Here is a 24,469-nt window from a genome sequence, read left to right as displayed (position 1 = left end):
TGTTCAGGATATGTCACGAAGCAAAGCCAGGAACATGGCGTCGGTTCCGTGACGGTGGGGCCACAGCTGCACGTGCCCGCCCCGAGCGGCGCCGGGCACCTCGGGAAGCAGGGCTGCTGCATCCAGAAGTTCCAGATGTGGGTTGCTCCTCAGGGCCGCCTCGACGATGGCGACGGTCTCGTCCGCGTGGGGTGAGCAGGTCACGTAGGCGACCACTCCCCCGGGAGCCAGCAGACCCGTGGCGGTTTCCAGCAGAGTACGTTGCAGCGAGACGAGTTCTACCAGGTCGGCCGGTGTGCGGCGCCACCGGGCCTCGGGGCGGCGACGCAGCGCCCCCAGGCCGCTGCAGGGAGCGTCCACCATGATCCTGGCGAAGGGGCCGTGCTGCCTGACCGGTTCCGGGTCACGCCCGTCGGAGCAGATGACGCTCGCCGTTCCAGGCGGGTAGACCGCCAGGGCCTGTTCGACGAGTTCCGCGCGATGCGCAGCCACCTCGTTGGCGACGAGGTGCTCCCCCCGTTGTCTGGCCAGTCCCGCCAGGAGAGCGGATTTCCCACCGGGGCCAGCGCACAGATCCAGCCACGGCCCGTTCGGGGCCTTGACTCGGTTCAGGGCCAGGCACACCAGTTGCGAACCCTCGTCCTGCACACCGGCCCGGCCTTCCCTGACCGCCGCCAGATCGCCCGGAGCCCCGTCGAGAACCGCCCCGAAGGGCGAGTGCACGGTGGGGACGGCGGGGGCGAGTTCCTTGACCTCCGCGAGACCGGGACGTACCACGAGGGTTGGTCTCGGTGCCAGGTTGTCAGCCTCCAACGCCCAGGAGACCTCGTTTTCCGGCAGCACCCGTTCGAGGGCCTCCACAATCCAGCGAGGATGGTGGGTCCTGATCGCCAGCCTGTCTGTCTCGTCGAGGCCCTCGCTCAGCAGTTCCACCCATTCCTGGAAGTCGTGCGCGGCGATCCGGCGCCCGACGGCGTTGACCAGGCCGGTGACCCGCTGCCCGACGGTGTCGCGGGCCAGTCCCACGGTGGCGGCGACGGCTGCCCGCGCGGGCACGGTCATGCTCAGCGCCTGATGCGCGAGCAGCCGCAGCAGGTCCACCACCGCAGGTTGCATGGTTTTCAGGCCTCGTCCCGAGGCGGACTCGATGATCGCGTCATAGGTGCCCCGCAGGCGGCAGGTACCGGCCACGAGTTCCGTCACGAAGGCCGCGTCCCTGGTTTCCAGATCCGCCGAGGCCAGCCGTTTGGCAAGCGCCAGGTTCGCGTAGGCATCCTCACCGCTCACCCGTCTCAGCACATCGAACGCGACCCTCCGGGGAGACAGGCCCCCACTCACACGAGCCTCCCCGATGCGGCACCGGAACGGGCCCAGTCGATGGCCGCCATTCGCCGTTTGCCCGGGGCCTGGACCTCCAGCAGCTCGAGAACACCCTCACCCGCTCCGACGAAGACCTGGCGTTTGGTCACGTGCAGTTCACCGGGTGCCGGGGTGAACTGGGCATCGGCGAGCCGCGCCCGGTACAGCTTGAGCCGTTTTCCGTTCAGCTCGCACCAAGCCCCCGGATCCGGGGAGCATCCGAGGATGTGGTTGCGGACCTCGGCCGCCGGCCGGGTGAAATCCACCCGCGCCTCCTCCACCGTGATCTTCGGGGCCAGCGTCACACCCGCCGTCTCCTGCGGCACGGGCTGCTCCCCGGCGGCGATGGCGTCGATGGTCTCGGCAAGCTGCCTGGCCCCCGACTCAGCAAGCAGCATCAGCAGCTCCCCCGCCGTCGCCTCCGGCATGGGCCGCGAAGACACCCGGTAGAGATCACCGGCGTCGAGCTCCCGGACGATCCGGAAACAGGAGGTGCCGATCTTCGGATCACCCGCCATCACAGCCCGCTGCACCGGGGCTGCACCACGCCATCTGGGTAGTAGGGAGAAATGCAGATTGATCCAACCGTGTGGCGGTATAGCGAGAACCGGTGAGGGAAGCAGGGCACCGTAGGCGACTACCGCGCAGACGTCTGGCGCCAGGGACGTCATCCGGGACTGGAAGTCCGGTTCACGGGTGTGCGCAGGCTTCAGCACCTCCATTCCGAGTTCTGCTGCCCGGAGTGCGACCGGCGACGGCGTGAGACGCCGGCCACGGCCTGCGGGGGCATCCGGCCGGGTGACAACTGCAATCACCTCATGTTCCGATGCTGCCAGCGCATCAAGGCTCGGCAGCGCGACCTCTGGAGTACCAGCGAATACCAGTTTCATGGTGTCCCTCATTCAAGTGTCATCGGGTCGACCTGCAAAAACAGCCTGCCACCCTCCTTGCGGGCTGACCGGATCGCGGCGGCACTCTTGACTGCCCTGGCCAGTTCACGCCCTGTCTCCAGAGGGCAGCGCAGCAGCGACATCGCCTCAGGTTCGGGCTCCTCCCGGACCAGGGTCGGTCCGAGGATCTCGGCCCCGGCGAATGGGTCGTTGTCTAGGAAGGATGCCACAGCGCTGGGATCCCCTCCGACCTGAACCGCTTTGACCGCCGGCGGTAGGCCAGCGGCGGCGCGGTCGGCGAGTTCCCTGGCGGCAAATCCCCCAGGGTCTTGCCGGAGCAGCGCCTGCACCGCAGGCTCCTCGGGTGACCCGATGACCAGGACCCCTCCCCCGTCCGCTGCCGGGCGCACCAGGCTCGTCACCTGAGACCACCGGCGCAGCGACTCCTCCGCAACCCGCAGATCGGCACGGGACAAAGCCAGTTCCACGTCGAGGATCAGGGCTCCCGCGTATCCTCCCGGAACAGCTGGCTCCCCCCCTGGGGTGGCAACGACTATGGCGCTGCCATCGCATAGGATCCCGGAGCGGATTCGCTCGGCAGACGAGTTGATCACCCGTGTCCCGGGGAAAGCCCTGCCCAGCTCCTCCGCGGTCCGGTCCGAACCGGCTATCGGGGCACGCAGCCGGTTGGAGTGACAGCGCAGGCATTCGAAACGCACCGGGGTGTGCCCGCACAGCCGGCATTGAAGCCGGTCCCGGTGGGGCTGCACCAGTGGGCCACCACAGCGAGGGCATATCGCCCTTTCCCGGCAGCGGTCGCAGCGAAGGCCCGAGGAGTGGCCCGCCCGCGCAACGGAGACCAGCACCGGGCCGGTTGCGAGAGCTGCCCGCACATGGTCAAAGGCCTGATGGGGCAACCGGAGCCGTCCTCCGCCGGGATTGCGTCCCTGGACTTCAGGTACCGCCTTGAGCACTGGGCCGATGAGCCGCATCTCGCGTGGCGGCAGGGCAAGCCCCCGCAGCCAGCGGCGCTCGATCAGGCTCTGGGCCTCACAGGAGCGTGCATGGGAGGCGAACAACAGCCCACAGCCCTCCTGAACTGCCCGGATCATCGCAACCGAACGAGCGTTGGGCCGCGGGAAGCGCTCAAAACAGTGGCCCTCGTTGCCATCGTCGGCCACCACTATCAGCCCCAGGTCCCGCAAGGGTGCGAAGGCAGCTGACTGGGTTCCGACGGCCACCCTTGCCTGCCCGCGCGAGCAGGCAAGGTAGTTTTCGTAGCGCACAGCCCGGCTAAGGTCCGAATTCAGACGGGCTACGCTGCCCTGTCCTAGACACTGCTCCAACCGGGTGGCCGCTGTCTCCATGCCCCGGCTGGTCGGGAACAGCACCAGTGCGCCACGCCCTGCCCTCACAGTTGCGGCGACCGCCTCGATGACGCCACCGACGAGATCCCCCGGGGTACTGGCGACGCAGGGAACCTGCCAGAAAGCACGCGGCGCCCCCCCATCCTCAAGCGCCCCGAGCAACTCGGCACCGCCAGGAAATCCCGGCAAGATAACCATCTCCTCCGGCACCTGTGGTGACGGCCATGGACGCTGGGGCTGCTTCTCTACAGCGGCCTGACGCGGCGGGATCGCAAGCCGGGCCACGTCCCACCAGGTTCCGGCATAGTGGTCAGCGACTCCCCGGATCAGCTCGAAAAGCTCCGGTGTCAGGATCGGTTCCGGCGACGTCACTGAACGCAGCACAGCCAGCCTCCCGCTGGTTTTCGGCTCCCCGATGGCAACCACCCAGCCATCCACAACCTGGCCGGCGAAGGGGACCGTCACCCTGATCCCGGGACGTGTTTCCTGAGCCAGCTTCTCAGGAATGCGGTAGTCGAAGAGACGATCCAGATGTGCCAGCGGGATATCGACCGCCACCTTGGCCACCTGTTCGGCGGCCGGGGCGTCGAACAGCGTGGCCGAACTCATGCTCAGCCCTTGACTGCCCTCGCCAGCTCCTGTGCACGGCCGGTGGTTTCCCAGGTGGCATCTGGTTCGGTGCGCCCGAAATGCCCGAGTGTGGAGAACTGCCGGTAGATGGGGCGCAGCAGATCGAGATCGGCGATGATGCTGGCCGGACGCAGGTCGAAGGTGCTGTTCACCGCATCGGTTATCTGCTGTTCCGGCACCTTCGCTGTCCCGAAGGTGTCGAGGTAGAAGCCCACGGGGTGAGCCCGGCCGATGGCGTAGGCGACCTGCACCTCGCAGCGGTCCGCCAAGCCCGCCGCCACGACATTCTTCGCCACCCAACGGGTGGCGTAGGAAGCCGAGCGGTCCACCTTCGACGGATCCTTGCCGGAGAAGGCGCCGCCTCCGTGACGAGCCATTCCTCCGTAGGTGTCGACGATGATTTTGCGTCCAGTGACCCCTGCATCCCCCATGGGCCCGCCGACCACGAACTTGCCGGAGGGATTGACGAAGATCCGGGGATCAGCGTTGTCGTATCCGTGTTCCGCCAGCACAGGCCGGATCACCTCGCGGGTGATCTCCGGTAGCATCACGTCTCTGAGAGAGACGCCGTCATCATGCTGCGTAGAGACCACAACGGTGTCGATTCCCGTGGGTCGTCCATCCTCATAGCTGACGGTGACCTGGGTCTTGCCGTCGGGCCGGAGATAGCCGAGCACTCCCTGCTTTCTCACCTCCGTCAGGCGGGCAGCGAGCCTGTGCGCCACGTGGATCGGCAAGGGCATCAGCTGCTCAGTCTCATTGCAGGCATACCCGAACATCAGTCCCTGATCACCTGCGCCCTGGCGGCTGGCCACCTCGCCATCCTCGCGGCTACGCACTTCAAGGGAGTCATTCACGCCCCCGGCGATATCAGGCGACTGGGCGCCGATCGCCACTGTGACGCCGCATGACGCCCCATCGAATCCGACCCGGGAGCTGTTGTAGCCGATCTCCAGGATGCGCTGCCGCACCAGGGTCGCCACGTCGGCCCAGGCAGTGGTGGAGACCTCACCGGCCACAACCACCAGACCGGTGGTTATGAGGGTCTCGACCGCGACACGTGCTGCCGGGTCCTCGGTGAGAAGCGCATCCAGCACGGCGTCGGAGATGGAGTCGGCGATCTTGTCAGGATGCCCTTCGGTGACTGATTCGGATGTGAACAGGCGACTCAAAGCTGAGCTCCTTCCCGAGAGGTGTTCGAGTGGATCAGGATTGGGAGTTGTTGGCGTCGAGCTCAGCGAAGGGGTCCACGAAGGTGAAGGCCGGATCGGCCTCAGCTGCAGCCCTTTCGGCTGCCTCAGCCTCTGGATCGATCTGGGTGTACTGCAGCATGTCGTCCTGCAGCTCGCGCAGGGCAACGGACAGTGGTTTCTCCTGGGGGGCGACCCCGACGAGCGGACCCACATTCTCCAGGAGTCCCTCGCCGAGCTGGGAATAGTAGGCGTTGATCTGCCGTGCCCGCTTGGCTGCGAAAATCACCAGCCGGTATTTGGAGTCCACCTTCTCCAGCAGATCGTCGATCGGAGGGTTGGTGATGCCTTCAGGATTGGTGCTCAAGATCTACCTCTGCAAGGGGTTGAACGATGGGCTTGCGGTCACAAGCCCATCAAGACTATCAAAGCCTGCACAGTGTCCTCGATATGATCATTGACGACCACGAAATCAGCCTCGGCCTGGGCCTCCAACTCCAGCCGGGCGGTCCTCAGTCTTCGCTCCACCTGCGCGGCGTCCTCGGTTCCCCGGCCCTCAAGGCGCCTAACCAGTTCACTCCATGACGGCGGGGCCAGGAACACCAGCTTCGCCTCGGGAAGATTGCTTTTCACCTGACGGGCACCCTGCAAATCGATCTCCAGGATCACGTCCTGCCCCGACGCGATCGCCGAGGCCACGTCTTCCCGGGGCGTACCGTAGCTGTGGGTTCCGTGAACAACCGCATGCTCCAAGAGCTCACCGGCATCCACCATCTCCTGGAATCTCCGCGTGGAGACGAAGTGGTAGCTGACTCCGTCGGCCTCTCCCTGGCGTGGCTGCCGGGTGGTGAGCGAGACGGGTATGTGGATGTCAGGACGCAGCTCGCGCAATCTTGCGCAAACAGTTCCCTTCCCCACACCACTGGGACCGGAGATGATCCATACGGAGGGCTGCCTGGTTGAGCGCACCAGATGATTTTAGAGGGTCAACGGCAAGGGCTGGCGCGTGGATGCCCGTTGGTGTTCCCCTGCGATGTAACAGATCCCGCTGGGAATCCGGCTGGCCCTAGCAAACACCCCTACCGGCGAGAGTTTTCAGGACTATGAAAACCAGTGGGTGAGCGTGAGGACGCTCACCCACTGGTTTCGAAGGGCTTGTGGACAGGCACAAAGCAAACATAAGCGCCGGCTCCTTGCTAGGAGGCAGCGGCTCAGTTACCTGCTGGTTCGCATCTGTGCTGGACCAGTGGGTCTGTGCGGGTCACCCTGCCTACTAAGGAGTCTCCCGTGAAAGGCCCTGAAACGGAACGCACTAGGTGAAGAGCTCCTTCAGACGGTCTACCTGATGTCGTCCTAAACCACGGATCCGCCGGTTCGGGGCGATCTCGAGGCTCTCCATAATCTCTTGGGAACGCGTCACACCGACGCGAGGTAGGGCGCGCAGTAGGTCCACCACCTTCACCCTGGAAAGAACGTCATCCTCCAGCGCTTTGTCAAGGGCCTGGGAAAGCGTGAGGGCGCCAGACTTGACCTGATCCTTGAGCTGGGCTCGGGCGCGCCTTGCCTCCGTTGCAGCGGCACGTGCTGATTCGAGCTGTTCGGTGCTCAGTTGCGGAATAGCCATCGGTCCTCCTTCGTGGTAAGCGACCGGCCTCGCAGGGGTTTGATATCCCTGCTTGACAATCTACCCTTACCATGCATCGGATGCAGAGGAATCGAGATTTAAAGGGCCCAAGAGATTCCACCACCGGCGTGGCGAAGCTACCGGCGGCGTCTCCTACAAGCCCGAGACCGCGTTCATCTGCTCAAGGAGCCGGGTGGCCCTGGGGCCGAGCTCCTCATGTCCCGCACCGATCACCTCACGGCTGGCGGTCGGCAGGACGTGCTCCGCTGCCCGCCCGAAGGTTGCTGAGAGTCCCTGGATGCTTCCCCCTTGGGCGCCAATGCCTGGGGCCAGGATCGAGGAGTTGAATCCCGAGAGGTCGCAGCCGAGGTCGCTGTGGGTGGCACCCACGACAAGACCGATGGCGTGGTCCCGGCCCGGGTTGAGCCTGATGATCTCGTCGATCACGAGCTGAGCTGTGTGCTCTTGGAGTTCGGTTCCCTCCGGATTGGAGGTGCGGGCGAGCACGTAGACTCCCCGCCCGCTGTTCACAGCCTGGTCGATGGCAGGCAGCAGGGCGCCGACACCAAGGTAGGGGCTGAGCGTGATCGCGTCTGCTGCTAGGGCAGATTCATCGTGGAGATAGGCATCCGCGTAACCGGCCATGGAGGAGCCTATATCGCCTCGTTTCACGTCCAGCAGGCTGAGCGCCCCGGCGTCACGGATATCGGCGAGCACCCGCTCCAGCACAGCGATGCCCCTCGACCCATGGGCCTCGAAGAAGGCCGACTGGGGTTTGAACACCGCGATACGCTCCCCCAGCTCCTCCACGATGCCGCGGGAGCACTTCTCGAGACCTCTCACGCCGGGCTCCAGTCCCCAGGCCGCCAGCACGGAGGGCATGGGATCGATGCCCACGCAGAGGTTCCCACGTTCTGCGGTGTTGCCGGCAAGTCTCTTCGCGTAGGTCATCGTCACCTCAGGATCTCGTTCAGTCCCCGTACCAGGGCGGGCCCGGCGTAGATGAAGCCGGTGTAGAGCTGGAGTAGGGCGGCACCGGCGTCGATCATCCGCCTCCCGTCACGCGGGGACATGATGCCGCCCACCCCGATGACCGGTAGCTGAGTCGCCGCCGCGGTCTGCTCCACGAAGGCCAGGGCCCTGCCGGTCAGGGGAGCACCGCTCAGCCCCCCTGCCTCGGCAGCAAGGTGCTGATCGCCCGCAGCCAGCCCCTCCCGGCTCAAGGTCGTATTCGTGGCGATGATCCCGGCGGCTCCCGAATCGCGGATCACGGCCAGGGTCTCCGCCCAGGTCCCCGGCTCCAGGTCTGGGGCAAGCTTCACAAAGACCGGGAGCGGGTCTGGACCCTGCGACGCCGACTCGATGATGCAGGCAAGAAGCTGCTCCAGCTGGCTGGCGTGTTGCAGTGTCCTCAAGCCTGGCGTGTTCGGGCTGGAGATGTTGACGGCCAGGTAGTCGGCGTAGTCTCGCAGAGCGTCCACGGATGCCAGATAGTCCGATGCGGCATCCAGCAGCGCAACAGCCTTGGTCTTGCCTATCGAGATGCCGAGCGGGATGCCGAGCCTACGATTCCCCCGCTGCACACCGAGCTTCAGGAGCCGGTCGGCCAGGGCTTCAGCGCCGTGGTTGTTAAACCCCATCCGATTGACGATGCCGCGTGAGGCCCTCGCCCTGAACATCCGCGGCGCAGGATTGCCCGGCTGCGCTTGGCCTGTGACAGTCCCCAGCTCGGCGAAGCCGAAACCGAAACGCGCCCAGGCAGCAGCAGCCACCCCGTCCTTGTCCAGCCCGGCTGCCACCCCCACCCGGTTCGGGAACTCGATGCCCGCGACCGTGACGGGGGCAGCGACCTCGGCCGAGCGAGTGGCGGGCACATGTCCCAGCCAGGAGATCATGGCCTCGTGGATTCTCTCGGGGTCACCGCCGCCCCAGCGGAACAGAACCGGGCGCAGCAGCCTCTGATAGACCCCCAGCTCTGCTCGCGTCAGTAGGCTCGTCACGAGGCGGCCGCCCAGTCCTGAAGGGAACGGACCTCGAGGTGCCCGGCCCGCTGGGACTCGATGCTCTGCACAGCCGCGGCCATAGTGGGAACCGTGGTAACGCAGGGAATGTCAGCTAGCACCGAGGCGGTACGGATTAGGTAGCCGTCCTGGCGTGGGCTGGTGTCGATGCCGGCTCCCTGGGGTGTGTTGAAGATCAGGTCGATTTCGCCGTCCTTGATCAGATCGACGATGGAGGGCTCGGAACTGTCCCTGGAACGCTGGCTGAGTTTGGCCACCTCCTGCACGGCAACTCCGTTGCGGCGCAGGACTGACGCGGTTCCCGAGGTGGCGAGGATCCGGAACCCCAGGTCGGCCAGGCGCTTGACGGGCCAGATGGCATGACGTTTATCCCGGTTCGCGATGGAGACGAAAACTGTGCCCTCGGTGGGCAACGGGAAGCCGCCGGCATTCTGGGCTTTCGCGTAGGCGGTGCCGAAGCTGACGTCCAGCCCCATCACCTCACCCGTTGAACGCATCTCGGGTCCCAGGAGCGTGTCGACGAAGCCCCCGGAGACAGTGCGGAAACGGTTGAACGGCATCACAGCCTCCTTGACGGCCACGGGAGCACCAGGAAGCACCTCAGTCCCGTCACCGGCCGCGCGCAGCATCCCCTCAGACCGGAGCTCCCGGATCGGGGTCCCCATCATGATCCGTGCCGCGGCCTTGGCCAGCGGGGTGTTGGTCGCCTTGGACACGAAGGGGACTGTGCGTGATGCCCGCGGATTGGCCTCCAGCACGTAGAGAATGTCGGATTGGAGGGCGTACTGGATGTTCAGCAGACCACGCACACCGACACCCTTCGCAATCAGGTGCGTGGAGTGCCGGATACGTTCGATCATCTCGTCGCCCAGCGTGATCGGCGGCAATGAACAGGCGGAGTCCCCCGAGTGGATCCCTGCCTCCTCGATGTGTTCCATGACACCGCCGAGATACAGCTCGGCCCCGTCGTAGAGCGCATCGACATCGATCTCGACGGCGTCGTCAAGGAAACGGTCCACCAGCACTGGGGCGCCGTCGCTGACCTCCGTGGCCCCCGCTATGTACCGGTCCAGTGCGGCGTCGTCATAGACGATCTCCATGCCACGCCCACCCAGCACGAAACTGGGCCTCACCAGCACCGGATAACCGATCTCGGTGGCGACCCGTTTGGCCTCCGCAGCCGAAGCGGCCATCCCATGTTTCGGTGCCGGAAGCCCGGCATCGCTCAGCACCCTTCCGAACGCTCCCCGATCCTCGGCCAGGTTGATGGCCTCCGGCGAGGTGCCGACGATTGGTACCCCAGCGTCCTTGAGGATCTGCGCCAGCTTCAGAGGAGTCTGGCCTCCGAGCTGGCAGATGACTCCCGCAACAGGACCGGCGAGGCTCTCCGCGTGGTAGATCTCGAGGACATCCTCCGCTGTGAGCGGCTCGAAGTAGAGCCGGTCGGAGGTGTCGTAGTCGGTGGAGACGGTCTCCGGGTTGCAGTTGACCATGATCGCCTCGTAGCCGGCATCACGCAATGCCATGGTGGCGTGCACACAGGAGTAGTCAAACTCAATACCCTGCCCGATCCGGTTGGGCCCCGATCCCAGGATCAGAACGGCCTGCTTGGAGCGTGGCGGAACCTCCGACTCCTCGTCATAGGTGGAGTAAAGGTACGGAGTGAGAGCCTCGAACTCGGCGGCGCAGGTGTCGACGGCCTTGTAGACGGGCCGGATGTCGAGAGCCCACCGGAGCTGGCGGACAACCCCCTCGTCCAGGCCTCTGAGCCGGCTGATCTGGATGTCTGACAGGCCGTTGCGTTTCGCCCGGCGCAGCAGCTCCGGGGACAAGTGGTCGGCGGTGCGCACCTCGGTGCCCACCTCATGAATCAGGGCGATCTGGTCCAGGAACCAGGGATCGATCCGGGTGGCCTCGAAGAGCTGCTCGACGGTGGCACCCGCGTCCAGGGCGAGCATCAGCTTGAGGATCCTGCCGTCATGGGGGCGGCGCAGCTCGGCCAGCAGGGTGGCGAGGTCTCTTCCATCGGCCTGTCCGAGCCAGAACCCGGTGCCGGTCTCGGTGGAGCGCATCGCCTTACCCAAGGCCTCGGTGAAGTTGCGCCCGATGGACATCACCTCCCCCACCGACTTCATGTGTGTGGTCAGTGTGGCGTCGGCGGAGGGGAACTTCTCGAAGGCGAAGCGAGGGATCTTGACCACCACATAGTCGAGGGCCGGCTCGAAGGAGGCTGGGGTGACGCGGGTGATGTCGTTGGGAATCTCGTCGAGTGTGTATCCGATGGCGACCTTGGCGGCGATCTTCGCAATCGGGAAACCAGTGGCCTTCGATGCGAGCGCCGAGCTTCGTGAGACGCGCGGATTCATCTCGATCACGATCATGCGGCCATCCTCGGGGTTGATGGCGAACTGAATATTACAGCCGCCCGTGTCGACCCCGACCGCGCGGATGATGGCGATGCCGACATCACGCATCCGCTGATATTCCCGGTCCGTCAGCGTCATCGCCGGAGCCACCGTGACGGAATCTCCGGTGTGGACGCCCATCGGGTCGAAGTTCTCGATGGAGCAGATGATGACGACGTTGTCGGCCTTGTCCCTCATCACCTCCAGCTCGTATTCCTTCCACCCCAGGATCGACTCCTCGATCAGCACCTCGGTGACCGGGCTGGCCGCCAGGCCCGCGCCCGCGATCTGCCTCAGTTCGTCAATATCGTGGGCGAATCCGGAGCCGACCCCTCCCATGGTGAAGGAAGGACGCACCACGACGGGGAAGCCGAGCTCATCGGCCGCAGCCATCACCTCGTCCATCGTGTGGCAGATGCGGGACCTCGCAACCTCCGGGGCGCCGCCCGGGATGCCTGTGAGGGACTCGACGATGGCTTTGAACTGTTCCCGGTCCTCACCGCGCTGGATGGCCTCGAAGGATGCGCCGATCAGCTCGCAGCCGTACCTGTCCAGGACACCGTTCTCGTGCAACGCGACAGCGGTGTTGAGAGCGGTCTGGCCGCCCAGGGTGGCCAGCAGCGCGTCCGGGCGTTCCCGCGCGATGACACGTTCCACGAATTCCGGCGTGATGGGCTCCACATAGGTGGCGTCGGCGAAGTCGGGGTCGGTCATGATCGTGGCTGGATTCGAATTGACCAGGACCACCCGGAACCCCTCGGCTTTGAGGACACGGCATGCCTGGGTGCCGGAGTAGTCGAACTCACAGGCCTGCCCTATGACGATGGGACCGGAACCGATGACGAGGATCGATGAGATGTCAGTTCGACGAGGCATGACTCTCCTGGGATGATGTGGCGGGACTAGCAGGTCCCGGTGCTTGGTGGCTCTGGCGGATCCTCTGCCTGGCTCTCATGAGCTCGGCGAAGCGGTCGAAGAGATAGCTGGCATCGTGCGGGCCGGCGGCGGCCTCCGGATGGTATTGAACGGAGAATGCCACCAGGTCCCCATCTCGTCGCAGTTCAAGACCCTCCACGACATCGTCATTGAGACCGATATGCGAAACGCTGGCCTGGCCGAACTCGGTGTCGACGCTCCGATCCAGGGGGGCATCCACGGCGAAGCCATGGTTGTGGGCGGTGACCTCGACCCTTCCGGTGGTGCGGTCCAGCACGGGCTGGTTGATTCCCCGGTGACCGAACTTCAGTTTGTAGGTGCCGAACCCGAGGGCGCGCCCGAACAACTGGTTGCCGAAGCAGATCCCGAAATATGGGATGCCCGCGCGCAGCACCCGCCTGAGCAAGGCGACGGGATCATCGGCAGCGCCTGGGTCGCCCGGTCCGTTGGAGAAAAAGACCCCGTCGGGTTCCAGCGCGGCGATCTCCTCAAAACTTGTGGCGGCGGGAAGCACATGTACCTCCATACCCCGGCTGGCCATCTGGGCTGGGGTCATGGTCTTGATGCCAAGATCGACGGCTGCCACCCTGAATTGCCGCTGTCCCCGCGCCGGAATCACCTGGACCTGGGGGGTGGAGACGTCGCCGAACAGGGCAGCCCCTACCATCACCGGCTGTTGCAGGACCCTCGCTCGCAGCTTCTGCGGGTCCAGTTCACGGGTGGAGATGCCGGCCCGCATGGCTCCCAGAGACCGGATGTGACGAGTCAGGGCACGGGTGTCGATGTCACAGATGCCGACGACCCCCTGGGCTGCGAGTTCCGCGTCCAGGCTGCGGCGGCTGCGCCAGTTCGATGGCCGGGGCGCAGGATCCCGGACGACATATCCCGCGACCTGGATCTGCCCCGATTCGTCGTCCTCATCGTTCCATCCCGTGTTGCCGATGTGCGGAGCAGTGGCCAGCACCACCTGGCCACGGTAGGACGGATCGGTCAGGGTCTCCTGGTAACCCGACATCCCGGTGGAGAAGACTAGCTCCCCGAAGGTCTCCCCCTCGGCCCCGAATGATCTTCCAACGAATGAACGCCCATCCTCGAGAACCAGCAGTGCGGGAAGGGGATTCATGATCGCTCCAAATTCAGGGGTCAGGAGTGTGATTCTTTAGTTGACAGCGCCTTGCTCAGCAGCCCGTTGAGGAAGCCGGGTGAGCCATCGGTCGAGAGCTCCCCCGCCAGTCGCACCGCCTCCGCGATGATCACCGGCGCCGGTGTGTCTGTGTAGTCGAGTTCGAAAACCGCGATGCGCGCCAGGTTGCGATCGACGGCCGGCATGCGCTCCAGCGTCCAGGAGCTGTCGAGGCAGGCTGCGATTCGCGCATCGATCTGCTCTTGGTGCTCAGCGATGCCGTGAACAATCCTAGTGGTCAGCTCGCGCACGGTGATCGAGGCCAAGTCCCTGGCCTCGATGAAGGTCTCGACGATGCCCCGGCCCCTCAGCTCGGCTGCGTACAGGATGTCGAGGGCAACTCGCCGAGCCTTCGTCTGGGTGCCGTAGCGGGCAGCCTCAGCCATTCACCCGGGAGATATAGGACCCGTCGCGGGTGTCGACTTTGATCTTCTCACCAGTGGTGATGAACAGGGGAACCTGGATCTCCTTGCCGGTCTGCACAGTGGCAGGCTTGGTGCCGCCGGTGGAGCGGTCTCCCTGCAGACCGGGCTCGGTGTAGGTGACCTCGAGCTCCACGCTGGCGGGCAACTCGATGAACAAAGGCGTGCCCTCGTGCAGGGCGACGGTTGCGGTCTGGTTGTCCAGCAGATAGAAGCGGGCCTCTCCCACCACACCGGCTGGGATCTGGATCTGGTCGTATGTGGCGTTGTCCATGAACACGTAGTCCTCGCCGTCGAGATAGAGGTACTGCATGTCCCGGCGGTCGATGGTGGCGGTGTCCACCTTCGTGTCGGAGTTGAATGTCTTGTCGATGATCTTGCCCGACAGCACATTCTTCAGCTTCGAGCGTACAACGGTGTTGCCCTTGCCCGGTTTGTGGTGCTGGAACCACTGCACCTGCCACAGCTCACCGTTCAGGTCGAGCACCATTCCGTTCTTCAAGTCATTGGTGGATACCACGCCTGCCGCCTTTCCGACTCTGCTTGCAAGGGCCGTCGCGGAATCTTACCCGAGCCCTACGCCTGCCCGGAAACCGCAGCGTAGGCTCCGGCGAGTTCGTCCTCCGCCGCCCCTTCCAGCATGACCGGCCGTCCCTGGGCCGCAAGCCCCACCAAGCGCAGGGTGAGGCCGCGGGTCTTCTTGTCCAGGCTCATGAGCTGGCGCAGCGCAGGCCAGGCTGCCGGATCGTAGGCGACGGGCAGGCCGAGGGACCTGAGCAGCCGGGAGTGATCGGCGGCGATTCCCGCACCCAGGCCGAGGAGACGCCGGCTCACCTCTGCTATCCAGGCCATACCGATGGAAATTGCCTGGCCATGACGCAGCCGGAACCCCTCATGGGCCTCAATGGCATGCCCCAGGGTGTGCCCATAGTTCAGGGCCTCCCTGCCAACGGATTCGCCCTCGGAGGTGCGCTCTGTCAGATCGGCGGCCACGACCGCCGCCTTCACAGTGACGGCACGGCCGACGAGTTCCGCAAAGGTCTCAGACGTGGTGTCCTGGGATCCTGCGAGATCGGAGTCAATCAACTCCAGGATCCCAGGATCTGAGATGAACCCGCATTTGACGACTTCCGCCAGTCCGGATGCAATCTCCAGGCGGGGCAGTCCCCCAAGCAGCTCCAGGTCGCAGATGACGGCCCTGGGCTCGTGAAATGCCCCGACGAGGTTCTTGCCTGCCGTCAGGTTGATGCCGGTCTTGCCACCGACCGCCGCATCGACCATGCCGAGGACTGTGGTGGGGATGCTGATGAACCCGACGCCCCGTAGCCAGCTGGCAGCCACGAAACCCGCCAGGTCGGTGGTGGTGCCGCCGCCCAGCCCGATCACCAGGTCGCTGCGGGTGAGACCGGCGGCTGCCAGCGCGTCCCAGCAGTCAGCCAGCACAGCCGGTGTTTTGGCGTTCTCGGCCTCGGCGACGGTGACTAGCGTGACCTGCCGCCCTGGGCAGCGCTCCCTCACCCGATCCGCCAGTGCCGTCAACGGTCCGGGAACGATGATTGCCACCCGCGTGGCCTCGCCGAGTGCCTCCTCCAGCCTGCTCAGAGCGCCAGGAGCGATGTGCACCTCATAGGGGGCGAGCTGACTGTCAACGGGAATGATCACGGCTGTCTCCTGGCGTCGGCAAGCTCTACCGCGATCTCCCGCGGCTCACGCCGGTCGGTGTCGATCCGGGTGGTGGCGAGCGCCTCGTAGACGGGTGTGCGTTCCCTCAGCAGCTCCACCAGCCTGCCCCGGACGTTGCCCAGCAGGAGTGGCCGCGCAGTGTTGAGCCCGACACGGCGAGAGGCCTGCTTGATCGAGACCTCCAACCAGATGACATCATGTCCCGCCAGGGCCTGGCGGATGCGGGGGTTCATGACCGCTCCCCCGCCCAGGCTCACCACCTCGCCATCCGCAAGCAACTCGAGGGTGGTCGACTCCTCAAGCGAGCGGAAATGAGCCTCTCCCTCGTCGGCAAAAATCTCGCTGACGGATTTCCCCACCACTTCCTCAATCCTGGCATCCACATCGACAAATGCTCGTCCGAGCAGCCTGGCCAGCTCAGCGCCGACCGTGGTCTTCCCCGCTCCTGGAGCCCCGATGAGCACAATGGTCACTGACGCACCTCCAAGCCCCGTGTCACGAGGTCGGCGAGGTAGGCGTCACGATTGCGACGGGTCTCTGCGACGGAGTCGCCGCCGAACTTCTCAAGCGCCAACTCCGCCAGTACCAGCGCGGTCACGGCCTCAGCAACCACCCCGGCAGCCGGTACCGCGCAAACGTCGGAGCGCTGGTGATGGGCCGCGGCGGGCTGGCCCGTCGAGACATCCAGGGTGCGGAGCGCCCGGGGCACGGTCGAAATCGGTTTCATGGCGGCACGGACCCGAAGAACCTCACCGGTCGACATACCGCCCTCCACGCCTCCCGCGTTGTGGGTCGCGCGCGAGATCCCCTCAGTGGTTGGCAGGATCTCATCGTGAGCAGCCGAGCCTCGCCGCCGCGCCAGCTCGAAACCAGCACCGAACTCGACTCCCTTGATGGCCTGGATACCCATCAGCGCACCCGCCAGCCTCCCGTCGAGGCGGCGGTCTCCCTGGATGTGGGATCCCAGGCCTGGCGGCAGCCCCCACACGACAACCTCCACGACTCCACCCAAGGTGTCGCCTTCCTTACGACAGGCCTCCACCTCTGCCGCCATGGCAGCCGCCGCCTCCGCGTCGAAACAGCGGGTGGGCTCGGCATCGATCGCAGCCAGGTCCTGCGCATGTGGGAGATCCGCGCGAGTCGCCCGCACCCCACCAAGCTCAACCACGTGGCTGACGATGCTGGTGCCGAGGGCCTGGTGGAGGAAAGCGGCGGCAACAGTGCCGAGTGCGACGCGCGCCGCTGTCTCCCGGGCCGACGCGCGTTCCAGGATGGGGCGGGATTCTGCAAATCCGTACTTCTGCATCCCGGCCAGGTCGGCGTGGCCAGGCCGCGGCCGGGTCAGGGGGGCGTTGCGGGCCTGCTGGGCGAGCGTGGCGGGATCAACCTCGCCAGGGGCCATGACGGTCTCCCACTTGGCCCACTCGGTGTTGCCGATCATGATGGCGATTGGCGAGCCCAGGGTCTCGCCGTGACGGAAACCGCCGAGCAGGGTCACCGCGTCTGCCTCGAATTTCATGCGCGCCCCACGCCCGATCCCGAGACGCCGCCGTGCGAGGGCCGCCGAGATCTCGGGCTCTCCCACCCGCACGTGGGCCGGGATGCCCTCCATTGTGGCTGTCAGGGCCTGGCCGTGGGATTCCCCAGCCGTGAGGTAACGCAACATGAGGGCAATTGTGTCAGCTGTTACGGCGGGCTTCGAGTTCTGCCACGGCAGCAGACAGGGCTTCTTGGAAACCAAGCTCACATCCCGTCAGGAGCCGGAACTGATCAACGGCCTGTCCTGCGAGCAGCTCCAGCCCGGTGATCACCGGCTGTCCTGGACTGGCGGCTTTCGCGATGGGAGTCGGCCATGGGTCATAGACGGCATCGAACAGGACCCCGGCTCTCTCAGCCCAAGCCTCAGCCCGGGTGGTCGTGGCAGAGACCGGCACCGTGCTGGCGAGCAGATCGACATCCGGGACAGACACATCAAGAGGCTGGGCAGTAACGTCTATGCTCAGGGCGACTCCCAGCTCACAGAGCTTCACGGCCCGGGCCGGTTCGCGCGCGAGGACCATCACCTGTCGTACCGAGAGCCCGGAAAGCGCCACGAGCAGGGACCTGGCCGTGGCCCCGTTTCCGACGATGACGGCGGTGGACAACGTGTCCAGCCCCCGGTTGCGCCACACCCTGACGAAGCCTGGCACATCGGTGTTGTACACCCGCGCCGGACTGTCGAAGACGATGGTATTGCCGCCCTGCACCATACGGGAGATGGAGTCGGGTTCTCCAAGCCTGAGGAGGTCCTGTTTGTGAGGGGCCGTCACGCTGAGGCCCGACCACTCTCCGGACTCCCCCAGCGACGAGATGAACTCGGGAAGTTTCCCGCCCCGCACCTGGATCGCCTCGTAGTCCCATTCCAGGCCGTGGGCGCGATAGCCCGCACGGTGGATCGCAGGAGAGAGGGAATGCTCCACGGGATCCCCGACGACGGCGCAACGCATCATTCAGCAGCGTCCCTGATGAGACTGGCACCACTCCTGGAAGAGTTTCACATTCTCCAGATGACCAGCCGAATCCACTGAGTAGCGGGTCTCCCCGGTGTCGAGGTCGACGGCGGTGAAGTACAGGTATTCGTGCGCACTTGGAGCTAGCGCGGCCTCGATGGCGGACTGACCGGGATTCGAGATCGGGGTGGGTGGCAGCCCCAGCTTGGCGTAGGTGTTGTAGGGCGAATCCACGGCCCGGTCCTCCTCCGTCGTGGTGACGCGGTCGAACTGATTGATCGCATAGTGCACCGTGGAGTCGAGTTCCAGCTTCATGTCCTTCTTGGCAAGGCGGTTGTAGATGACCTGCGCGACCATGGGGCGGTCCTCCGGGCGCGCGGCCTCCTTCTCCACGATGGATGCGACGATCAGCACATCGTAGGGGTTGCGTCCCGCCTGTTTCGCACGCGCCTCCAGGCTGACAGCACCTGCGACCTTGTTGAATTGCTCCACCTGTTGCTTCAGCACCCCGAGCGCGGTCACCGGTTCGGCGACCTCGTAGGTCTCCGGGAACAGGAAGCCCTCGACATTGCCGTTTGCCCAGCTGGGCAACCCCAGCTCCGAGGATTTCGCCGCCTCGGCGAGCTGTTCTTCGGTGAGTCCCAGTTCCTTGGTGAGGATCTCCCATTGCTGCGTCTTGACCCGGCCCTCGGGGATCGTCACCTTCAACGCGACCTTGTTAGCGGGATCCAGCAGCATTCTCAGGGCAGTCTCCGCCGGCAACTCAGCACGCAGGCGGAAACGTCCCGCCTGGAGTTTTGCCGCGGATTCCGGCTGGCGTGCCGCAACCGAGCGGAAGGTGCGAGCGGCTTTGATGACGCCCTTCTGCACCAGGAGGTCACCGATCTGCTTGACGCTGGCGTCCTGCGGGATAACAACGATGACCTCGTCTTTCCCATCGCCCATGTAGTCAGCCTCGGTGCGCCACTCAATCCAAGCATCATGCGCTTTGTCCACGACAAACCAGCCGCCACCCACAAGCACGATCAGCGACAGCAGAACAGCGAATCCGCTGCGAGCGTGATAGCCGATCTTGCGCCAGTCCGGCTGGCCGTCGTTGTCGACGAAGGTGGGGCTCAAAGGTCCTCCTGTTGCAGTTGTTCTCCAGCAGCCAGGCCGGATGCTGTCTCAAGATCCAGCGCGCGCTGCAGGATTTCGACGGCAGCTGCCTGATCTATGATCCGCCGCTGCTGCCGGGAATTACGGCCTGCTCCCCCCAGACTACGCGAGGCCCTCGCGGTGCTCATTCTCTCATCTACCAGCCGGAACGCCACATCCGGCACTGCAGCCGCAAGCGCAGATGCCCTCTCGATCACGAACTGGGTGGCGAAGGAGCGCTCGCCTGACAGGGTCAGGGGCAGTCCCACATAGACCAGCTCCGGCTCATGCTCAGCTATCAGCTCTTTCAGGCGCCTCAGCTCGGACCCGTTCACAGCGACGGTCTCGACGGGATAGGCCAGACAGGTACCCGGATTGCTTGCCGCGACACCTATCCTCGCCTTGCCCCAGTCGATCCCAAGACGTCCCAGTTCAGCCACGGCCTGCCAGCGCCTCCTCGACCGCGGCAATGGCCTTCGGAGCCGCGTCCGGGTCGGAGCCGCCGCCCTGCGCCAGGTCGTCTTTGCCGCCACCCTTGCCACCCATGGCCTGGCAGGCGACCGATATCAGTTGTCCCGCTCTGACACCAAGCTCACGAGCCGCGGCATTGGTGGCGACCACGCCTGCGGCTTTGCCGCCAGAGCCACCGAACAGCGCCACGACAGCGGCTCCGGTACCGAGACGTTCCCTGATGTCGAGGGCCAGGGTGCGGAGATCCCCGCCGGCAATGCCTGGTAGGGAGACGGCAACCAGTCTCACGTCCCCCACCGGGCGAGCGGTGGCGGCCAGCTCATCGGAGCGGGCCAGCAGCTTCTCCGCCTGGAGCGCCGCGATCTGTTTCTCCGCCGCCTTCAGCTGGGCCAGCAGCTTGTCCACTCGCTCCGCCAGCTGCTCTGGCTGCACCCGGAGGCTGTCGCTCAATGCCGCTACGAGCGCCCGTTCCGCGGCGAAACGCTCGAAGGCGTCTTGGGCTACCAGAGCCTCCACACGACGCACCCCAGAGCCGATGGAGGACTCACTGAGAAGGTTCAGCACCCCAATCTGGGCCGTGTTCGCGACGTGCGTGCCACCACACAGCTCCCGCGACCAGGGCCCCGCGAGCTCCACCATGCGCACCACCGGCGGATACTTCTCACCGAACATGGCCATAGCCCCCAGGGCCTTGGCGTCCTCCAGCGGCATCTGGCTTGCGGTCACATCGAATGCGTCGCGGATGGCCTGATTCGCCCGCTGCTCGATCTCCAGTCGCAGCGCCTCACTCATGCCCTGAGTCGCCGAGTAGTCGAACCGCAGGTAACCAGGCTTGTTGTACGAGCCAGCCTGAGTTGCTGTCGGTCCCACGAGCTCACGCAGCGCGGCGTGAACAATGTGAGTGGCGGTGTGCGCCTGCGAGGCGGCATGCCGTGCTGCCGGATCCACAGCAGCCCGGGCAGCGGCTCCGTCACCGACCTCGCCCAGCAGCTGGACCCGGTGCACGATCAGGCCCGGCACGGGACGCTGGACGTCCAGCACTTCCGCGGACCAGCCGTCTCCGGTGATCCTGCCGTGATCAGCGTCCTGGCCGCCGGCCTCGGCGTAGAAAGGGGTCTCGGCCAGCACCAGCTCCACCTCCTGACCATCGGTGGCGGAGGTGACCAGCTGGCCATCGGCGATGATGCCGGCGACCGCCGTGTCATGCTCAAGCTCCTGGTAGCCGACGAAGGGGGTCTCGTGTTTTTCCCGAAGTCCCTTGTAGGCCTCGAGACTCGTGGCACCGCCCTTCTTCGCCCTGGCGTCGGCGCGGGCTCGTTCCCTCTGCTGCAGCATCAACTCGGTGAAGCGGGCACGATCCACCCCCAGCCCAGCCTCGGAGGCCATCTCGAGGGTCAGGTCGATGGGGAAACCGTAGGTGTCGTGCAGCTGGAATGCCTCGTCACCGGGCAGTTCCCTGGCCCCTGATTCCCGTGCCCGGCTCACGGCCAGGTCGAAGATCTGCGTCCCGGCGGAAAGTGTGCGCCGGAACGTGCTCTCCTCGTGTTCGCTGACCTCGGCGATCCTCGCCCAGGATTCATTGATCTCAGGGTAGGAGACGCTCATCACATCACGGCTGACCGGCAGTAGCTCACCCAGCACTGGAGCATCGACCCCCAGCAGCCGCATGGCGCGGATGGAGCGCCTCAGTAGGCGGCGCAGAACATAACCCCGGGCCTCGTTGCCGGGGGTGACACCGTCGGTCATCAGCATCAGCGAGGAGCGGATGTGATCCGCCACCACCCTGAAACGCACGTCGTCATCGGGGCTGGCGCCATAGTTGCGTCCTGAGAGCTCCGCCACCTTGGCGATCACGGGGTAAACCTCGTCGGTTTCATACATGTTCGCGACGCCCTGAAGCAGGTAGGCGATGCGTTCCAGCCCGCTGCCGGTGTCGATGTTCCGGGTGGCCAGTGGCCTCACGACATCGAACCGGTCCTTGGCGGTGACATTGGTGATCTCCTCCTGCTGGAACACCAGGTTCCAGATCTCGAGGAAACGGTCTTCATCGGCCTCTGGACCGCCATCAGGCCCGAACTCGGGTCCACGGTCGATGTAGATCTCGGAACAAGGCCCCCCCGGCCCGGGAATCCCCATGTGCCAGTAGTTGTCCTTGAGGCCGCGCTGCTGGATGTGATCACGGGAGATCCCCGTCTTACGCCACAACGCGATGGTCTCCTCATCGCCGTGCAAGGCAGTCACCCATACCCGGTCAGGGCTGAAGCCAAGGCCACCGCTGTGGACATCGCCGGTTACCAGCTCCCAGGCGTAGTTGATGGCCCCTTCTTTGAAATAGTCGCCGAACGAGAAGTTCCCCATCATCTGGAAGAACGTGCCGTGCCGCGTAGTCTTGCCGACATCCTCGATGTCCAGGGTGCGAACGCACTTCTGGACGGAGGCCGCTCGGCGGTAGGGAGTGGGCTCCTCTCCCATGAAATAGGGCTTGAATGGCACCATCCCGGCATTGACGAACAGCAGGGTGGGGTCGTTGTAGAGGAGCGATGCACTCGGCACGGGAGTGTGTCCGTGACGGGCGAAGTACTCTATGAACCGGCTCCGGATCTCGGAGGTTTTCATCAATCGTGTTCCTTGATCTCAGGCTTATTCAAGCGTTCCTGGGCATGTCAAGTTCCTCACGCAGCTCGGTTTCCTTCTCCCGCATGGCTGTGGTGAAGGTGGCGTAGAACTCGCTGAGACGGTTGGCGGCTTTCTGCCCTGACGCCTCGACCTGCTCAGCGACCCCCTTGGGTGTGAGGCGGTGCAGCCATACCCGGCCGCGCAGCACCAGTGCGACGGCTATTCCAGCGCCGACAAGGATCCAGAACAAGCGCCTCACTTCTTACGCCCTTTCAAAGCTGTCCGCAGACCGTGGGCGATCGCGGCGCCACGCACCAGGGGGCCGCCCAGCGTCGCCGCAAACAACTGCGACAGGTTAGCGGCGTGTTCGCTGACAACAGTGGCATGTCCGGAGACCCGGGCGACGTCCTCGGTCACGGCCGAAAGCTTCGCCAGCTCTTCGTTGGTGTTCTCGACAGTGCCTTTCAACTCCAGCAGGACAGGCACCGAGTGGTGTCCCAGGTCCCGCACCGCGATGCGCACCTCGTCGAGAGCCCGGCCGGCCTTGATCAAAGGGACAGCCGCCAGGGCCACGAGAACGCAGAGGGCGATGGCTGCAAGCAGACCTGCCAACTCACCGACGGACATTTGAGGTCGCCTCCTTCATCGAAGTATCGCCGTAACTCTAGCCGACCTGACCTCTCAGCGACCCAGCAACTTCCTCACCGATGCCAGGCGCTCGGAAATGGCTGCTTCCGCCCCATGGCCGGTCGGCTGGTAGTAGCTGGCCTGTGCCAGGTCATCGGGAAGATACTGCTGCGGAGCCACCCCAGAGGGCAGATCATGGGGGTAGACATACCCCTCGCCGTGCCCGAGCGCCTTGGCGCCCGAGTAGTGGGAGTCACGCAGGTGCGCCGGGACGGCTCCTCCCCGGCCGTTGCGGACATCTGTCAGGGCCCGTTCCAAAGCCATGTAGGCGGCATTGGACTTCGGGGCCGAGGCGGCGGCCACCGTCGCGTGTGCGAGCGTGATGCGGGCCTCGGGCATCCCGAGCAGCTGCACCGCCTGAGCCGCGGCGACGCAGGTGCTCAGAACCCCCGATGCGGCCATACCGACGTCCTCGCTGGCCGAGATCATCAGGCGCCGGGCGATGAATCGAGGATCCTCCCCCGCCTCCAGCATCCGAGCCAGGTAGTGCAGAGCGGCATCGACATCTGAGCCCCGTATGGATTTGATGAAGGCCGAGATCACGTCGTAATGCTGGTCGCCATCTCGGTCATAGCGGACTGTGGCCCGGTCCACCGCGTGGGAGAGCACCTCTGTGGTTATCCGTGTCTCGCCGAGGGCGGCGGCGGAGGCTGCCGCCTCCTCCAGGTAGGTCAGCGCGCGCCGGGCGTCACCGCCGGCGAGACGCACCACGTCGTCCCGGGCGGCATCATCGAGGCTCACGGCTCCCGCCAGGCCCCTCTCATCGCCCAGGGCGCGGGAGATCAGGCCTGTGATGTCGGCGTCAGTCAGCGGCTGGAGCCTGAGGAGCAGAGAACGCGAGAGCAGCGGGGAGATGACGGAGAAGCTGGGATTCTCCGTGGTCGCAGCTATCAGGGTGACGATCCGGTTCTCGACCGCAGGTAGCAGGGCGTCCTGCTGGGTCTTGGAGAAACGGTGCACCTCGTCGATGAACAACACCGTCGACCTGCCCCGCTCCAGCTCTCGCCGGGCCGCATCGAGTTCACCGCGTAGTTCCTTGACCCCCGCGGTGACCGCCGACAACTCGACAAAACGGGCACCCGAAGCACGGGAGACTATGGATGCAAGGGTGGTCTTGCCCACCCCAGGCGGCCCCCACAGGAAAACGCTCATGGGCTGTCCAGCGACCAGCCGCCGCAGCGGCGCGCCTGGCCCGAGCAGATGCTGCTGCCCGACGAGTTCGTCCAGGTTCGCAGGACGCATCCTCACCGCCAGTGGGGCGCTGTCACCACGCGCATCCCCCAGCGAACCGCCCCCTCTGGCAGGGACGGGGTCGGGATTGCCGAACAGGTCAGGACTCACTGTTTCAGCCTAGCCTCA

Annotated in this window: 23 protein-coding genes; all 23 read right to left on the bottom strand. The window is 65.4% G+C overall.

The features are described from left to right. Positions 1-3 precede the first annotated feature (3 nt). The 23 genes from SK1NUM_RS07310 to SK1NUM_RS07200 all read right to left on the bottom strand — a co-directional run bounded on the left by SK1NUM_RS07310 (position 4) and on the right by SK1NUM_RS07200 (position 24,451). Complete coding sequence (locus SK1NUM_RS07310; protein WP_212327248.1) at positions 4-1,338, bottom strand: RsmB/NOP family class I SAM-dependent RNA methyltransferase; 1,335 nt, start codon at positions 1,336-1,338, stop codon at positions 4-6. Further along, a complete protein-coding gene (gene fmt / locus SK1NUM_RS07305; protein WP_212327246.1) occupies positions 1,335-2,249 on the bottom strand; it encodes a methionyl-tRNA formyltransferase in 915 nt (304 codons plus the stop codon). The genes SK1NUM_RS07310 and fmt overlap by 4 nt, the downstream gene beginning before the upstream one ends. Before the next feature lie 8 nt (positions 2,250-2,257). Next, positions 2,258-4,225, bottom strand: coding sequence for a primosomal protein N' family DNA-binding protein (locus SK1NUM_RS07300; protein WP_212327244.1), 1,968 nt, complete (start codon positions 4,223-4,225; stop codon positions 2,258-2,260). A 2-nt stretch (positions 4,226-4,227) separates the two neighbouring features. Continuing rightward, positions 4,228-5,418: a methionine adenosyltransferase gene (metK, locus tag SK1NUM_RS07295; protein ID WP_212327243.1), complete on the bottom strand. Its 1,191-nt coding sequence runs from the start codon at positions 5,416-5,418 to the stop codon at positions 4,228-4,230. Positions 5,419-5,452: 34 nt separating this feature from the next. Continuing rightward, positions 5,453-5,806, bottom strand: coding sequence for a DNA-directed RNA polymerase subunit omega (rpoZ, locus tag SK1NUM_RS07290; protein WP_212327580.1), 354 nt, complete (start codon positions 5,804-5,806; stop codon positions 5,453-5,455). 35 nt (positions 5,807-5,841) lie between these two features. Further along, positions 5,842-6,405 carry a guanylate kinase gene (gene gmk, locus SK1NUM_RS07285; protein WP_212327242.1) on the bottom strand — a complete coding sequence of 188 codons (564 nt, stop codon included), beginning with the start codon at positions 6,403-6,405 and terminating at the stop codon, positions 5,842-5,844. Positions 6,406-6,748: 343 nt separating this feature from the next. Further along, on the bottom strand, positions 6,749-7,060 hold the full coding sequence (mihF, locus tag SK1NUM_RS07280) for an integration host factor, actinobacterial type (protein ID WP_212327241.1): 312 nt from the start codon (positions 7,058-7,060) through the stop codon (positions 6,749-6,751). A 153-nt stretch (positions 7,061-7,213) separates the two neighbouring features. After that, the gene (pyrF, locus tag SK1NUM_RS07275) at positions 7,214-8,011 is read right to left on the bottom strand and encodes an orotidine-5'-phosphate decarboxylase (RefSeq protein WP_212327240.1); all 798 of its coding nucleotides are present in this window, start codon (positions 8,009-8,011) and stop codon (positions 7,214-7,216) included. Positions 8,012-8,013: 2 nt separating this feature from the next. After that, positions 8,014-9,060, bottom strand: coding sequence for a quinone-dependent dihydroorotate dehydrogenase (locus tag SK1NUM_RS07270; protein ID WP_212327239.1), 1,047 nt, complete (start codon positions 9,058-9,060; stop codon positions 8,014-8,016). Then, positions 9,057-12,362 carry a carbamoyl-phosphate synthase large subunit gene (gene carB / locus SK1NUM_RS07265; RefSeq protein WP_212327238.1) on the bottom strand — a complete coding sequence of 1,102 codons (3,306 nt, stop codon included), beginning with the start codon at positions 12,360-12,362 and terminating at the stop codon, positions 9,057-9,059. The genes SK1NUM_RS07270 and carB overlap by 4 nt, the downstream gene beginning before the upstream one ends. Further along, positions 12,346-13,545, bottom strand: a complete 1,200-nt coding sequence (gene carA, locus SK1NUM_RS07260; RefSeq protein ID WP_212327237.1) for a glutamine-hydrolyzing carbamoyl-phosphate synthase small subunit — start codon at positions 13,543-13,545, stop codon at positions 12,346-12,348. The genes carB and carA overlap by 17 nt, the downstream gene beginning before the upstream one ends. A 20-nt stretch (positions 13,546-13,565) precedes the next feature. Continuing rightward, positions 13,566-13,991 carry a transcription antitermination factor NusB gene (gene nusB / locus SK1NUM_RS07255; protein WP_212327236.1) on the bottom strand — a complete coding sequence of 142 codons (426 nt, stop codon included), beginning with the start codon at positions 13,989-13,991 and terminating at the stop codon, positions 13,566-13,568. Beyond that, positions 13,984-14,547 carry an elongation factor P gene (gene efp / locus SK1NUM_RS07250; protein WP_212327234.1) on the bottom strand — a complete coding sequence of 188 codons (564 nt, stop codon included), beginning with the start codon at positions 14,545-14,547 and terminating at the stop codon, positions 13,984-13,986. Before efp ends, nusB begins: the two co-directional genes overlap by 8 nt. 56 nt (positions 14,548-14,603) lie before the next feature. Beyond that, positions 14,604-15,689 carry a 3-dehydroquinate synthase gene (gene aroB, locus SK1NUM_RS07245; protein ID WP_212327232.1) on the bottom strand — a complete coding sequence of 362 codons (1,086 nt, stop codon included), beginning with the start codon at positions 15,687-15,689 and terminating at the stop codon, positions 14,604-14,606. Continuing rightward, a complete protein-coding gene (locus SK1NUM_RS07240; RefSeq protein WP_212327230.1) occupies positions 15,686-16,183 on the bottom strand; it encodes a shikimate kinase in 498 nt (165 codons plus the stop codon). Before SK1NUM_RS07240 ends, aroB begins: the two co-directional genes overlap by 4 nt. Then, positions 16,180-17,376: a chorismate synthase gene (gene aroC, locus SK1NUM_RS07235; RefSeq protein WP_212327228.1), complete on the bottom strand. Its 1,197-nt coding sequence runs from the start codon at positions 17,374-17,376 to the stop codon at positions 16,180-16,182. Before aroC ends, SK1NUM_RS07240 begins: the two co-directional genes overlap by 4 nt. Before the next feature lie 13 nt (positions 17,377-17,389). After that, a complete protein-coding gene (locus SK1NUM_RS07230; RefSeq protein ID WP_212327226.1) occupies positions 17,390-18,199 on the bottom strand; it encodes a shikimate dehydrogenase family protein in 810 nt (269 codons plus the stop codon). Further along, complete coding sequence (mltG, locus tag SK1NUM_RS07225) at positions 18,200-19,318, bottom strand: endolytic transglycosylase MltG (protein ID WP_212327224.1); 1,119 nt, start codon at positions 19,316-19,318, stop codon at positions 18,200-18,202. Then, complete coding sequence (gene ruvX / locus SK1NUM_RS07220) at positions 19,315-19,776, bottom strand: Holliday junction resolvase RuvX (protein WP_212327222.1); 462 nt, start codon at positions 19,774-19,776, stop codon at positions 19,315-19,317. The genes mltG and ruvX overlap by 4 nt, the downstream gene beginning before the upstream one ends. Further along, positions 19,769-22,423, bottom strand: a complete 2,655-nt coding sequence (gene alaS, locus SK1NUM_RS07215; protein ID WP_212327220.1) for an alanine--tRNA ligase — start codon at positions 22,421-22,423, stop codon at positions 19,769-19,771. The genes ruvX and alaS overlap by 8 nt, the downstream gene beginning before the upstream one ends. Positions 22,424-22,451: 28 nt before the next feature. After that, complete coding sequence (locus tag SK1NUM_RS07210; protein WP_223927887.1) at positions 22,452-22,673, bottom strand: hypothetical protein; 222 nt, start codon at positions 22,671-22,673, stop codon at positions 22,452-22,454. Positions 22,674-22,678: 5 nt separating this feature from the next. After that, on the bottom strand, positions 22,679-23,050 hold the full coding sequence (locus tag SK1NUM_RS07205) for a DUF948 domain-containing protein (protein WP_212327216.1): 372 nt from the start codon (positions 23,048-23,050) through the stop codon (positions 22,679-22,681). Positions 23,051-23,104: 54 nt separating this feature from the next. Next, positions 23,105-24,451 carry a replication-associated recombination protein A gene (locus tag SK1NUM_RS07200; RefSeq protein ID WP_212327209.1) on the bottom strand — a complete coding sequence of 449 codons (1,347 nt, stop codon included), beginning with the start codon at positions 24,449-24,451 and terminating at the stop codon, positions 23,105-23,107. Positions 24,452-24,469 lie beyond the last annotated feature (18 nt).

It is taken from the genome of Arachnia rubra, assembly GCF_019973735.1.
Taxonomy (GTDB): domain Bacteria; phylum Actinomycetota; class Actinomycetes; order Propionibacteriales; family Propionibacteriaceae; genus Arachnia; species Arachnia rubra.
Note: the sequence above shows the minus strand (reverse complement) of the source record. Positions and strands in the feature narration are given on the sequence as shown.

What these genes read in the sequence shown, in the direction of transcription:
- fmt (WP_212327246.1), bottom strand. Translation starts at nt 2,249, where the DNA reads ATGAAACTGGTATTCGCTGGTACTCCAGAGGTCGCGCTGCCGAGCCTT.
- SK1NUM_RS07300 (WP_212327244.1), bottom strand. Translation starts at nt 4,225, where the DNA reads ATGAGTTCGGCCACGCTGTTCGACGCCCCGGCCGCCGAACAGGTGGCC.
- mihF (WP_212327241.1), bottom strand. Translation starts at nt 7,060, where the DNA reads ATGGCTATTCCGCAACTGAGCACCGAACAGCTCGAATCAGCACGTGCC.
- pyrF (WP_212327240.1), bottom strand. Translation starts at nt 8,011, where the DNA reads ATGACCTACGCGAAGAGACTTGCCGGCAACACCGCAGAACGTGGGAAC.
- carB (WP_212327238.1), bottom strand. Translation starts at nt 12,362, where the DNA reads ATGCCTCGTCGAACTGACATCTCATCGATCCTCGTCATCGGTTCCGGT.
- carA (WP_212327237.1), bottom strand. Translation starts at nt 13,545, where the DNA reads ATGAATCCCCTTCCCGCACTGCTGGTTCTCGAGGATGGGCGTTCATTC.
- nusB (WP_212327236.1), bottom strand. Translation starts at nt 13,991, where the DNA reads ATGGCTGAGGCTGCCCGCTACGGCACCCAGACGAAGGCTCGGCGAGTT.
- aroC (WP_212327228.1), bottom strand. Translation starts at nt 17,376, where the DNA reads ATGTTGCGTTACCTCACGGCTGGGGAATCCCACGGCCAGGCCCTGACA.
- SK1NUM_RS07230 (WP_212327226.1), bottom strand. Translation starts at nt 18,199, where the DNA reads ATGATGCGTTGCGCCGTCGTCGGGGATCCCGTGGAGCATTCCCTCTCT.
- alaS (WP_212327220.1), bottom strand. Translation starts at nt 22,423, where the DNA reads ATGAAAACCTCCGAGATCCGGAGCCGGTTCATAGAGTACTTCGCCCGT.
- SK1NUM_RS07205 (WP_212327216.1), bottom strand. Translation starts at nt 23,050, where the DNA reads ATGTCCGTCGGTGAGTTGGCAGGTCTGCTTGCAGCCATCGCCCTCTGC.